Below are 13,795 nucleotides of genomic sequence, written 5' to 3' on the forward strand. Positions count from 1 at the left end.
AGCAAGCTCCCTCGCCACAAAAGCCCGCTCCCACATTGGTTGGGTGTTTAGTCTGTTGGCTTGGCCCGTCGGGCCTTGAAAAATTCGCTCAGCACCGTGCCGCATTCTTCGGCCAAGACCCCGCCTTCGACCAGCACCCGGTGGTTGAGAAAGCCCTGGGTGAAAAACTGCCCCTGGCTTTGCACGATCCCGGCCTTGGGCTCCAGCGCCCCGTAGACCACCCGCGCAATCCGCGAATGCACGATCAAACCGGCGCACATGCTGCACGGTTCCAGCGTGACGTACAGCGTGCTGCCCGGCAGGCGATAGTTGCTCACGGCCTGCGCCGCAGCGCGGATCGCGACCATCTCGGCGTGGGCGCTGGGGTCGCTGCCGCTGATCGGGCAATTGAAGCCGCGGCCGATGATTTCACCGTCCTGCACCAGCACCGCGCCCACCGGCACTTCGCCGAGGGCTGCACCTTGCGCGGCCAGCGCCAGGGCTTCACGCATGAAGTCCTGATCGCGGCTACGGTCGATGATTTTCACGGGGCGTATCTGACGCATCAGGCCACCTCAATGGCGGCCATCAGGCCGGTTTCCATGTGGTCGATCACATGGCAGTGGAACATCCACACCCCCGGGTTATCCGCCACCAGCGCCACCTGGGCGCGCTCGTTCTTGCCCAACAGGTAGGTGTCGGTGAAATACGGGATGATCTTTTTGCGGTTCGAGGCAATGACCTTGAAGCTCATGCCGTGCAGATGGACCGGGTGCTGATACTGAGTCATGTTCTTCAATTCAAAAATGTAGCTTTTGCCTTTTTTCAGAGTAGCAATCGGGCGGTCGGCACAGGTTTTGTCGGTGATGTCCCAGGCCTTGCCATTGATCTGCCAGAGGCTCGGCGGCTTGCCATTATCGACGTTCACCGACACCGATCCAACCCACTCGAAATTGAAGTTGAGCTTCTCGGCATTGGCCAGGTCCGGCTCGGAAATCGGGTTGGCCGGCAGCGCGGGCGGCCACTGGCTCGGCGCATCGCTGTTGGCCACCGAGCGCAAGGTGCCAATGCGCACCGGCCCGTTACGCAGCGACAATTCTTCACCCGCCGCTGGGGCTTTGATCGCCAGGCAAATGCGCATGCCGGGGCCCAGCCAGTATTCCTTGCCCAGCGGACGCGGCTCGATCGGGTTGCCGTCGAGCGCATAGATCTGCGCTTCGACGCCCGGAATGTTGAGGCGGTAAGTCAGGGTGTTGTCGAGATTCAACAAGCGTACTCGAGTGATCTGCCCGGCCGGCAAGTCGATCACCGGCAGCGGCACACCATTGATAGTCGCCAGACGCCCGGCCGTGCCGCCGCGCGCCGCTTCACGAGGAACGCTGAACGGCACGAACGCGCCCTCTTCATCGACGTGCCAGCTTTTCAGGCTGAGGGTCTTCTCGTAGTTGAAACCGGTGGGCTCACGTTCTTCGATGATCAGCGGCCCGACCAGCCCGCGCCCCAGCTCTTCGCTGCTGTTCACGTGCGGGTGATACCAGTAGCTGCCGGCGTCCGGCACGCGGAATTTGTAGTCGAAATACTCGCCCGGCAGCACCGGCAATTGCGAGACGTACGGCACGCCGTCCATCTCCAGCGGCAAACGGATGCCGTGCCAGTGAATGGTGGTGGGCACCGGCAGGTGGTTGATGAAGCGCACCCGCAGCCATTCGCCCTGACGCACCCGCAGTTCCGTCCCCGGCGCCGACGGACCAAAGGCCCAAGCCTCGGTTTTGTGCCCCGGCACCAGCTCGACATCCAGCGGCGCGGCGATCAGCTCGTAGTCGTGACCCGCGTTGGCGTCGGCCATTTTCCCCAGCCAGTAACGCGATGCACCACCGGCCCCGACGCCCACCACTGCCAAACCGGCCAGACCACCCAGTATTTGTCGACGGGTAAAGGACATGAACTCAACAACCTCACGTATCAGCGGCAGGCCTATGCCCGCAAAAGGCGAATACGATACACCTGCGGTTGAGAAACAGTAAGGGCAACAAAGGGACGCACATCACCTGTGGCGAGGGAGCTTGCTCCCGCTCGAGTGCGAAGCAGTCGTAAAACCATCCTGCGCGCGGTGTCTGACGGAATGCGGTTTCAGGTTTTAGGGCCGCTTCGCGCCCCAGCGGGAGCAAGCTCCCTCGCCACAGGGTTCGGTTATGCGTCCAGTCCTGTGATCAAATGCACCACCCCACCCGCCAACGCCATCACCCCCGGCACACCCGCCGCACGCAAGGCCGTCGCGTCCAGCAGCGCGGCATCCTTCAACTCCACCCGCACCCGCGTCAGTGCTACGCGCTGCTGGGATTTGAGGTTATTCACACCGCCCAGCGCGGCCACCACATTCGCGGCCAAGCCCGAGGCAGGTTGGGCAACCCGCTTCGGCTCATCCACCACCAGGTCCGGGGTCAATGCCTTCCAGAACGCCCGTTGCATTTTCTCGAACATGTTCAGCTCTCCAACACCTGTGAAGTTTCGACCATTGCCTGCTGCTGCAACGACAAGGCCTCGCGGACCCGCTCGGCGCTTTCCAGTCCCAGCACCCGATGCGCGATGGCCTGACAGTCACTGAGCTCGACCTCGCGAATCGCTGCCTTGATCGCCGGAATCAGCGGCACACTGACCGACAGCTCATCCACGCCAAGCCCCAGCAATAGCGGCACCGCCAACGTCTCCGACGCCAGCGCGCCACACACACCGACCCACTTGCCATGGGCATGGGCGGCCTTCACGGTGCTGGCGATCAGGCGCAGTACCGAAGGGTGAAAACTATCGGCCTGGCTGGCCAGGCGCGGGTGATCGCGGTCCATGGCCAAGGTGTACTGAGTCAGGTCGTTGGTGCCGATGGAAAAGAAATCCACCTCGGGCGCAAACAGGTCCGCCATCAGCGCCGCTGCCGGGACCTCGATCATGATGCCGAGTTTCGGCAGCTCCGTGAGCCCCAGCGCCAGCGCCTCTTCTTCGAGCATCAGCCGCGCCAGGCGCAGCTCCGACAGCTGGCTGACCATTGGCAGCATGATGTGCAGACGCGCCAGCCCGGCGCTGCTCAGAATCGCCCTGAACTGCTCACGCAGCAGTTGCGGACGCTCCAGGCACAAGCGAATCCCGCGCATCCCCAGAAATGGATTGGCCTCGCTGTCCATCGGCACGTAGGCCAAGGGTTTGTCGCCGCCGACATCCAGCGTGCGCACCACCAGATTGCGTTGCGGGCCCAGTGCGTTGGCGATGGCGCTGTAGGTGCCGGCCTGTTCATCGTGACTCGGCGCCACACTGCGCTGCTGATACAAAAACTCCGAACGCAACAGGCCGATACCTTCAGCCCCGAGGCTCATGGCCTGCTCGGTTTCGGCCAGCGAAGCAACGTTGGCCGTGACTTCGAAGTGATGACCGTCGCGGGTGACGGCGGCCCGTGCAGCGTGTTCCAGTTCGTGCTGATGACGCTGGCGTTGCTGCTGGCGCTTGGCGTGCAACTGCTCGATCACCGACACTGCCGGGTCCAGGTGCAATTCACCCTTGTCCGCATCGAGCAGCACCCGCGTGCCACTGGCCAGCGACAGCACTGGCAGCGGTAAACCACACACCGCGGGCAACCCCAGGGCCCGGGCGAGAATCGCCACATGGCTGGTGGCACCTCCGCCGACGGTGGCGAAGCCCAACACTTTGCTGGTATCCAGCGCAGCGGTCTGCGACGGCGTCAGTTGTTCGGCAATCAAGATCGCCTGATCCGGCAACTCCCAGACACCGTCCGGCACCCCGAGAATCAACTTGAGCACACGCTGACCGACGTCCATCAGGTCCAACGCGCGCTCGGCGAGCAGCGTGCTGCCCAGCGACTTGAACAACGTAGCGGTGGCTTCCGTGGCACTGTTCCAGGCAAATGCCGCACTCTTGCCCTCAGCGATCAGGGCCTGGGCTTGCTCCAGCAGACTCGGGTCTTCCAGTAGTTCCTGATGCGCCTTGAAAATGTCCGCCTGCGCCTCAGCGGTCGCGTTGTCACGCAAGCGTTGCAGCGCCTGCGTCGCGTGCATCAACGCACGTTCCAGCGATTCGCGCTCCACCTGTTGATCCGCGGCTAACTCAGGCATTTCCAGGGTACGTTCAGCGACTTGCACCACGTAGCCGAAGGCCGAACCCGCCGAAGCACAGACACCGCGCAGCAGTTTCGTCGATACCTCCTGCGCCTCAACCACTGGTGCTACCACTTCCACCGGAGTCACAGCCTCACCGCAGCCATCCGCCAGCAATTGGGCCAGCGTGCTGATTGCCAATTCGGCATCTTCGCCCACCGCGCTGACTTGCAACGCATCGCCATGCACCGTCTGCAACGCCATGATCGCCACCAGTGACTTGGCGTTGGCGCTGTCCTGCTGCTTGTGCAGGCAAATGCTCGCCGAGAACGCTTTTGCCGCCTGCGCAAAGATCGCCGCCGGCCGTGCGTGCAAACCGTTGGGGTTAGGCAGGTGGACCGGTTTGGAGAACAGCGCTTCGCCCTCTTCTTGCTCCACACTGGAACGCGGATCGCCAAGGCTCAGGCGCAACACCGGCTGCGCACAGGCCACCAGACCGCTGTCCGGTGTCAGCAGACTGAAGGGCTCGCCGCTGACCACCAGCATCAAGGTCAACAGGCTGCGGGCATGCAGGGCGATATAGTCGGCATCAAATTCGATCAACGGCTGCCCGGCCTCGACACGCTGGCCCTGCTCGACCAATGCGCTGAACCCCTGACCCGCCAGATTCACCGTGTCCAGACCAATGTGCAGTAACACCTGCACACCGCTGTCATCGGTGATGCTGATCGCATGGCCGCTGTGTTGAAGGTTGCTGACGACGCCGGCCAACGGTGCACAAAGGACCTGTGACGTCGGGTCGATGCACAGGCCGTCGCCGATCACCCGGCTGGCGAACACCGGATCCGGCACGTGATCAAGCGGCATCAGCACCCCGGACAGCGGCGCCAGCAATTGCAAAGGTTGGGTTATGGTCATGACTTCACCTGCAGTTTTGTTCTTTGAAGTGCCGATGGAGCGCGAGCCCCGACAGCATCGCTTATTTCCACCAGTACTCGACCTGCAATCCGACGTTCGCACCATGCAGTGCCGTGCCGAACGCGCCGGTATCGGACAACGCCGAACCTTGCGCCAGTTCATTCGCCGCACGCTTGGCCGCCTCGTTCCAACTGGCATAGGTGTAGTACAAACGCACCTCGGGACGTTCCCAGAAACCCGGACCTTTGGGCGACCAGGTCGGGGCAAAGGTGAACTTGCTCAGCTTGCGCGTACCACCGGGGGCCTCGACCTGATCGTGCCCCAGCTCAGTCACCAGTTTGAATTGATCGGTGATCGCATACGCCGGACGAACGCCTAGGGAAATCCAGTTCTGGCCGTTACCGTCCTGGCGGATGTCCTTTTGATAGACCGCTTCGACCTGACCACCAAAACGCGGCGTCAGTTGCCAGTCGAAGAACTCCACCAGCCGGTAGCTCTTGTTGCTGTCGTCCAGCCCTACGTCGCCGGTGTAGCCCAACCCGGTGCCGGGGCCTTCGCCGTATTGCAGCGCCAGTTTGTTCTTGCCGCCGAAAAAGTCTTTCTGCACATGTTGGGCAGTGATCGCCCAGCCTGCGTGCGCGTCGCGACGGTCGGGTTTGTCGATGTAGCTCAGGCCAAACTCCAGCTCGCCACCAGGGTTGGTATCAAAGCCTGAGACGTTGAAGTCGTGTCGAGTAACGTAGTCCTTCTGGTACAGGTTGTCCTTGCGCGAAAACGCGTAGCTGTATTTCAGGTCGCCAATCTTCACGTCCTCGATACCGCCACCCGTGGCGCTCTGGTTCCAGTAGTAGAAGTCGGAAATGTGGATGTCGTTTCGTTTGTAGTAGCGCCGACCGGCCCACAGCGAACCGCCATTGAGGCTCGGCAGGTTCGACCATTGCGCATACATCTGCGGCATCCGCACCGAGCCGTTGTCACCCTGGAACGTCAGGTTGCGGTCGTACTGGTTGTACAGCGAAGCCATGCCGTCGACGCTGAGCACCGAGCCGTCATCGAGGGTCAGCAGGTTCTGACGCAATTCCAGCTCCGCGTACTGTTCGCACTCGTTACCCAGACGGTACTTCGACTCTGCGCCGGGCAGTTTGAAGCACGATTGCGAGCCGCCATTGACCGTGCTCCCGACGCCGCTGCGCAGGTAACCGGCAAACTCCAGAGCGTGGGCCGAGAACGGCAATACCAGGCACACGCACGATGCTGCAAGGCTACGATTTATTGTTGTTTTCAAGAGCCACCCCATTATTTTTATTGTGCTCATCCGGCAAAACCTGCGCGCAAAAAGCCCCCGCGCAGTGCCCTGCGAGTTGTTTGAAAAGCCTGTTGTTTAGTGGTCGGTCAGGTGCAGAACGAACGACTCGTAAGGCCGCAGGAACAGCTGCTGCTTGCGCACCTCACAGTCCGGGTAGTTGCTGATCACCCGGCGTTGCACCATGCAGTCGGTGATCACCCGTTCCGGCAGCTCGACTTCACACGCCGCGCCATAGAAGTTATTCACCACCAACAGCCGCTCGCCTTCTCCTTCACGCAGGTACACCCAGACCTGTTTGTGCGCGGGCAAGAGCTGGCGATACACGCCGTCCTGGATCAGCGGTTCGCTGCGGCGCAAGGCAATCAGCTGGCGATAGTGGTGCAGCACCGAAGTCGTGTCGTCGAGCTGGTTTTCGACGTTGATCTGCGTGGCGTTGGCCGGCACGCCGATCCACGGCTCGGTGCTGCTGAAACCGGCATTGGGTAACGCGCGCCATTGCATGGGGGTGCGACTGTTGTCGCGGGACTTCTGCATGATCGCGGCCATGCTCGAGGCCTCGGACTCGCCCGCCTCGCGCTTGAGGCGATAGATGTTCAGGGTTTCGACATCCCGGTACTGCTCGATGCGCTCGAAGCCCGGGTTGGTCATGCCCAACTCTTCACCCTGATAGATGAACGGCGTGCCCTGCAGAAAGTGCAGCGCAGTGCCGAGCATCTTCGCCGAGACCACCCGATGTTCGCCGTCATCACCAAACCGCGATACCACGCGCGGCTGATCGTGGTTACACCAGAACAGCGCATTCCAGCCGCCACCGGCCTGCATTCCGGTCTGCCAGTCGGAAAGGATGCGCTTGAGTTCGAGGAAATCGAAATCGGCGCGAACCCATTTCTGCATATTTGGGTAATCGACTTTCAGGTGATGAAAGTTGAAGGTCATCGACAGCTCTTTGGAGTCCGGCCGCGAATAGCGGATGCAGTGCTCAAGGCTGGTGGAAGACATCTCGCCGACGTTGATCAGGTCATGACCTTCGAAGACTTCGCGGTGCATTTCCTGCAAGTACTCATGCACGTTCGGGCCGTCGGTGTAGAAGCGTCGGCCATCGGTGTGGTCTTCGGGGAAGTCCGCTGGTTTGGAGATCAGGTTGATCACGTCCAGACGGAAACCGCCCACGCCTTTGTCACGCCAGAAGCGCATCAGCTTGAAGACTTCAGCACGGACCTTCGGGTTGTCCCAGTTCAGGTCGGCCTGGGTGTGGTCGAACAGGTGCAGAAAGTACTGACCGGTTTGCGCCTCGTATTCCCAGGCCGAGCCGCCGAACTTGGACTCCCAGTTGTTCGGCTGATCGCGCCAGATGTAGAAGTCACGGTACGGGTTATCGAGGCTGCTGCGCGCTTGCTGAAACCAGCTGTGCTCGATGGAGGTGTGGTTGACCACGATGTCGAGCATCAGCTTGATCCCGCGCTTGCCGGCCTCGGCGATCAGCAACTCGCAGTCGGCCATGGTCCCGTAGCTCGGGTCGATGGCGTAGTAGTCGCTGATGTCGTAGCCGTTGTCGCGCTGGGGCGAGCGCAGGAACGGGGTGATCCACAGGCAGTCGACACCCAGCCATTGCAGGTAATCGAGCTTGGCCACCACCCCGAGCAAATCGCCCGTGGCGTTGCCGGCGTGGCTGTGAAAACTCTTCGGGTAGATCTGGTAGATCACCGAACGCTGCCAGTCTTGCATGGCGGATTCCTTCAATGAATTTATGCGCTGAGCATTGTTCTTTTGTGGCGAGGGAGCTTGCTCCCGCTGGGCCGCGAAGCGGCCCCAAAAACGTGTAAATGCATTTAGCCAAGCACACCGCATCCGCCGGTTTTACGACTGCTTCGCAGCCGAACGGGAGCAAGCTCCCTCGCCACAGGTGTGCTCAGCCTGTTAAGCCACTCGATATCCCGCTCGAACGATTTTCATACTCATGCCACAGGTCAACACGAACGGCACGACCATGGCGATGACCATCCCGACAATGAACATCGGAATGAACTGCGGGATGATCGAGATGAAACCGGGCAAGCCACCGACACCAATGGCCGAGGCCTGAACCTTGTTCAGCGACAGGAACATGCAGCCCAGCGCCGAGCCGGTCAGTGCGGCGTAGAACGGAAACTTGTAGCGCAGGTTGACGCCGAACATCGCCGGTTCGGTGATGCCGAAATAGGCGGAAATCGCCGAGGTCGAAGCCATGCTTTTGTCCCGCGCGCTACGGGTCATATAGAACACCCCGAGCGCCGCGCTGCCTTGTGCGAGGTTGGACATGACGATCATCGGCCAGATGAACGTACCGCCCTGGGTCGAGATCAACTGCAGGTCCACCGCAAGGAACATGTGGTGCATGCCGGTGATCACCAACGGCGCATAGAGCAGACCGAAAATCGCCCCGCCAACCATCGGCGCCAGGTCGAACAAGGTCACCACGCCTTCGGTAATCAGAATCCCCAGGTGCCGGGTCACCGGACCGATCACGGCCAGCGCCAACACCCCGGTCACGACGATGGTGGTAATCGGCACCACCAGCAGTTGAATGGCATTCGGCACGCGTGCCCGCAGCCATTTTTCAATGACGCTCATGACGTAGGCGGCCATCAGGATCGGCAGTATCTGACCCTGATAACCGACTTTCTCGATCTTGAACCAGCCAAAAATATCGAAGTACGGCAGGCTCTGGCCGTCCAGCCCGGCCACCGCCTTGCCGTAGTTCCAGGCGTTCAGCAGGTCCGGGTGAACCAACATCAGGCCGAGCACGATGCCGAGGATTTCACTGCCGCCAAAACGCTTGGCCGCCGACCAGCCGACCAGCGCCGGGAGGAATACGAACGAGGTGTTGGCCATCAGATTGATCAGGCTCCAGACACCGTCCAGCGTCGGGTAGGCGTCAAGCAGGGTCAGGCCTTCGATGAACATGCCTTTGGCGCCGATCAGGTTGTTCACGCCCATCAGCAGACCGGCAATGATCAGCGCCGGAAGAATCGGCATGAACACATCGGAGAACACCCGCACCAGACGCTGCATGGCGTTGGTCTTGTCGGCACCCTTCTGTTTCACATCAGCGATGGTCGATGCGGCGAGACCGGTCTGCTCGCGCAGTGCGGCGTAGACCTTCTCGACCTCGCCGGGACCGATGACCACCTGAAACAGGCCGCCGGTGAAAAACGAACCTTTGACCAGGTCGATCTGGTTCAGCGTCGCGCTGTCGACCCGCTGCGGGTCTTTGAGGGCCAGGCGCAGACGCGTAACGCAATGCGCGGCCTGTTCGAGGTTGTCAGCACCACCGAGGCTATGAAGCAGCTCGCTGGCGATAGTCGCGTAATCGTGGCTCATGCTTTTTCATCCACTGTGTTTTTTTGTTGTTGGCAGCATGCCGAAGCGAAAAGTACTCGTCTGTACGAGTTATTGCAATAACTCGTACAGACGAGTTTCAATTTGTTTACTCACCAGCCGACCAGTGGCCCTATTTCCCACGGGTGAGGATTTCAACGCTAAATGGACAAACCCCACCTCTGCCCTTAAGGTTCCTGCCTTGAGCACAACGCAGCCAATACCATGAGCAAATACAACCAGATCTACAGCGATCTGCTTGCCAGCATCACCACCGAACGTCTGGAACGCGGCGCGCGGTTACCTTCCGAAACCGAATTGATGGACAGCTACCAGGCCAGTCGCGGCACCGTGCGCAAGGCTATCGAACTGCTTCAGGAACGCGGCTTCGCCCAGAAAATCCACGGTAAAGGCACCTTCGTACTGTCGACCAACCCCATCGAATTCCAGCTCGGCGGCATCGTCAGTTTTCAGGAGACCTACCCAAGGCTGGGCAACGACGTCAGCACCGAGGTCGTGGAGTTCGAGCAGATTCCCCTGCAAGGCGCCTTGCTCGAACACCTGAAAGCCGAAGAAGGCAGCCTGATCACGCGGATCAAGCGCGTACGGCGAATCGATGGCAAAAGGGTCATCCTGGACATCAACCACTTTGTCGCCGAGCTCATTCCGGGGCTGAGCCGCGAGATCGCCGAGCACTCGATCTACGCCTTCATCGAGCAGACCCTGCAACTGCAAATCGCCTACGCCCAACGCACCATCGAAGCGGTGCCGCGGAGCAAGGATGACCAGCAGCACCTGGACCTCGACGGTCAGAGCCATGTGATCGTGGTCAGCAACCAGACCTTTTTGCAGGATGGTCGCCAGTTTGAATACACCGAATCACGGCATACCCTGGACAAGTTCTACTTTTCGGACGTGGCGCGGCGCTGACTCGGCGCCTGCAGCCAAGTTCGAAGACACTCTTTTCCTACAGGGTTCGTCGATCAAGACCAAAACCCGATAGCTCCCGCTCCTACAGATTCAAACGGGTCTGGTTGTCATAGTTCCTCGTCTCTTACCCCCATTTCTCAAGGAGCGAGAAGTGCACACGCCTGAATCAGTTTCCCCGTCCCTCCTCCCGAACCCAGCCGACGAGCGATCTCTAAAAGCACTGGTAGTGCCTTTTACCGAGGCCTGCCCCGACATGCATGCGATGGCCCACGAAGTTGCAAAGGGCATACTCGCCAAACACGGAATCACAGGCATCGACCCGGACAAGGTCTGGTGGCACCGTTTCGATAACGTATCGGTCAGCAGCCCCAAGGCTTTTCTGGGCTGGGAGCGTTATCCGAAACCCAGCGAGTCGTTGACCTTGCCGCAACTGGTTGTCCAGCGATTCCGCCTCAGCGATCAGGAAGACCCTGGCATGCCGGACGGCGACGGCGGCTTCTATAACGAAGGTCCGCACGCCTCCATTTTCAACGAAACCAACGAAGTGCGAATGTACCCCAGGGACGTCCTGAAGGACTTCTGGGCCCTCAACTTCAGCCAGTCCTACCGAGAAAAAATGGAGCGTTTCTGGCCACTCCATTCGGACGACTTTCGTACCCTGGCCAAACTCAATTTCCTGGTGCAGGCACTCGACGAACACGATGGGGCTCGGCTGAACAACGAAAACCTCAAGACCGTGATCAAAGCCGTGGCCGGCAATGTCTCCTGGCCAGTCAGCCTCGACATGCTGCAAACGCAGGCACACCCGGTGGATGGGTTACGTGTGTGTGCCCTGGATATCGGAGGCTATCAAGCCACCGACATCCTCTGCATCACCGACCGCAACGGTGTGAACATTCTTTACACACCGGGTGAAACCCAAACATTTCACATCTTCACCACCCTGCTCGATTTCCATTGGTGGCTACTGCTGCAAAACAACTTTGCGGAAAACCGGGCGCGATTCATGAGCCATTTTCCGTTGTCCGCCCAACAGCAGGACAACGGCAAAATCGGTCTGAACGCCACGATCGACCTGCTCTACACCACGTGGGGCGCCTACGACCATCACCTGATCAATCAAAACGCCGAGCCGATCACCGGCGATGTTTTCAGCTGGTTGCGAGACTCGGTGAAGGCTCGCATGTACAGCGATGCGGACCTGTCCCTGCATTCCAACGGACAACTGCGAAAAAAGCTGTGGATTGGCTATCTGAACGCGTTTGTTCACCTCTTCGGCTCGATGGCCGGTCTTGGCTGGCCGGTGGCATTGGCTGCCGTTGGCGCCGGCATTGCCGATATGGGGTTGAACATTGACCAGGCGATCAACGGCAGTACCAAGGCCGAGCGCAAGGCGGGAGTCGTTGGCGCCATCTCCAGCGGTATCGAAACCCTGTTCAACCTGCCTTTCCTGCGTGGCGCAACGGAGCTTGCCGAAGTAGGTGAAGCCAGCGAAACCTTCAGTCCACAGGAAAGCGTCACCGAACCTGTCGATGAAGCACCCACCAACCCTTCAGGCATACCACCCATTGCCCGATTCGCCCCCGGCCCGGCCTATGCGGAGCAAGGCGCGGAGCTGCTCTCATCCTTCGAAACCAATGAAGTGCTGGATGGCTTGTCGCCCATCAGCGAGGAAGGCAAGTTCGCCGGTATCTATCAGCCGCCAAGCGGCGGCAACTATGTGCTGATCAACGACAGTTATTACCTTGTACGTTACGTGGAGGCATTGAAAACCTGGGTCATCATCGACCCGGCCAACCCCTACTCGTTTTATCGCAGCCTGCCCGTTCGCCTGGACGCGGCCGGAGAATGGCAACCCATCAACCGTCCGGGCCTGTTCGGCGGTGGCAAATTCGATGGGTTATGGCCGTGGGGCCGTGATAGCACGCCGCTGCCGGACATCGACAGCCCGCCCAGCGCATACGATATGCCACAGGCCTCGCGCGAACAGCTCAAAGACCTCGCCCGAGGGGGCGGAAGCAAATACGACCTCAAAGACTACACCGCCAGCCTGCCCAAGCCTGACGGTAGCAATCCCGTTGCCGACTTCAAGGCCATGCGGCAAACCCTGTACCGGGACGCTACGGCTTTCTTCGAATCAAACACTCTGCCAGCCAGGCCCGATATCCCTTCCCTGCCAGCCCACCTGCCCAGCAAGGACATCATCAAGAAACTGTATCGCCTGATATCGGGGCTGGTGGTGGGTGAGAGCCATTCAAGCGTTGCCAGCAAACAGTTCCTGATCGAAAACATGGAGGTGCTGAGCAAGCAAAAGGTCAAGACGCTCTACATGGAGCATTTGCTGAGCGACTTCCATCAGGCCGACCTGGACATCTTCAACCGGACGGGCACCTTGTCCGAAGATCTCGAGAGCTACCTGAGAGCTCAGGATCGAGGGCACGGCACCGACCCCAGTGGTCAGTTCACGTTTCTGGAAGTGGTCAAGGCCGCCCGCAAAAGCCATATCCGGATCCAGGCCATCGATTGCATGGCCAGCTACAGGAGCACCGGAATGAGCGGTGTCGAAAGTAACTTTCGCCAGCGGATGATGAATTTTTTTGCCCATGAGGTGATCAGCGCCGATCAGGCTGCCCGAGGTGCTCATCGCTGGGTTGCATTGATGGGAGACAGTCACGCCAGCACATGGGAAGGCGTGCCGGGTATCAGCGAACTGGAGGGGGGCGTCAGTTTGCGCATAGAAAGCACCGATGCCGGTACGGCGAGGGGCATCGAAGTGGACCCGGGGCGTATTCCAACCGATAACTTCGGCCGGCCGCTGGCCAGCGTCAAAGGTGATCTGCGCCTGCAACTGGATACACCGCCCAGTGTTGCGCTGGCCGAAAATCTGGAAAAAGGTCTGCGCAATACAGGTGATTACACGGTGATGAATATCGATAAACGGGCCACGCTCATTCATCGCAGCAGCGACGGCACTATCGTTCGCACACTGATACAGCGCGACCATGGCTCGTTCTACGTTGAGCGACCCAAATGGCCGTCCATCAGTGGCCGACGCTACCCCAGCATTGCGGAGTTCTCGGCGGCATTAAGGCTCATTGGGCTCAAACAGGTCCAGGTGGCGGGCACCTGATACGCAAAAGGCCCCGTGAACTCGCGTTCACGGGGCCTTTCAGGTGTTACGGACGATCAGTACCAACTTCAGATT

General features: G+C 60.1%; 9 protein-coding genes. 2 read left to right on the top strand and 7 right to left on the bottom strand.

The genetic code is table 11. From position 1 onward, the window contains the following. Positions 1–47: 47 nt before the first annotated feature. From tadA to treP, 7 genes are all read right to left on the bottom strand, one after another. Positions 48–545 (bottom strand): tRNA adenosine(34) deaminase TadA, encoded by a 498-nt coding sequence (gene tadA, locus KRR23_RS01915; RefSeq protein ID WP_216741112.1) that lies wholly within the window; start codon positions 543–545, stop codon positions 48–50. Then, entirely contained in the window at positions 545–1,921 is a 1,377-nt protein-coding gene (locus KRR23_RS01920; protein ID WP_216741113.1) for a multicopper oxidase family protein, read from the bottom strand. Before KRR23_RS01920 ends, tadA begins: the two co-directional genes overlap by 1 nt. A gap of 248 nt (positions 1,922–2,169) precedes the next feature. Next, entirely contained in the window at positions 2,170–2,460 is a 291-nt protein-coding gene (locus tag KRR23_RS01925; RefSeq protein WP_216741114.1) for a PTS transporter subunit EIIB, read from the bottom strand. 2 nt (positions 2,461–2,462) lie between these two features. After that, positions 2,463–4,997, bottom strand: coding sequence for a phosphoenolpyruvate--protein phosphotransferase (gene ptsP / locus KRR23_RS01930; protein WP_216741115.1), 2,535 nt, complete (start codon positions 4,995–4,997; stop codon positions 2,463–2,465). A gap of 61 nt (positions 4,998–5,058) precedes the next feature. Continuing rightward, a complete protein-coding gene (locus KRR23_RS01935; RefSeq protein WP_216741116.1) occupies positions 5,059–6,282 on the bottom strand; it encodes a carbohydrate porin in 1,224 nt (407 codons plus the stop codon). 96 nt (positions 6,283–6,378) lie between these two features. Then, positions 6,379–8,028, bottom strand: a complete 1,650-nt coding sequence (gene treC, locus KRR23_RS01940) for an alpha,alpha-phosphotrehalase (RefSeq protein WP_216741117.1) — start codon at positions 8,026–8,028, stop codon at positions 6,379–6,381. Positions 8,029–8,220: 192 nt separating this feature from the next. Beyond that, entirely contained in the window at positions 8,221–9,663 is a 1,443-nt protein-coding gene (gene treP / locus KRR23_RS01945) for a PTS system trehalose-specific EIIBC component (protein WP_216741118.1), read from the bottom strand. Positions 9,664–9,885: 222 nt separating this feature from the next. On the opposite strand from treP, the gene treR reads away from it, so the two are divergent. Both treR and KRR23_RS01955 read left to right on the top strand, forming a co-directional pair. Next, on the top strand, positions 9,886–10,590 hold the full coding sequence (gene treR, locus KRR23_RS01950) for a trehalose operon repressor (protein ID WP_216741119.1): 705 nt from the start codon (positions 9,886–9,888) through the stop codon (positions 10,588–10,590). A 226-nt stretch (positions 10,591–10,816) separates the two neighbouring features. After that, entirely contained in the window at positions 10,817–13,720 is a 2,904-nt protein-coding gene (locus KRR23_RS01955; RefSeq protein WP_367880640.1) for a DUF6543 domain-containing protein, read from the top strand. Positions 13,721–13,795 lie beyond the last annotated feature (75 nt).

The organism is Pseudomonas sp. CVAP#3 (assembly GCF_018986375.1).
GTDB classification, from domain to species: domain Bacteria; phylum Pseudomonadota; class Gammaproteobacteria; order Pseudomonadales; family Pseudomonadaceae; genus Aquipseudomonas; species Aquipseudomonas helvetica.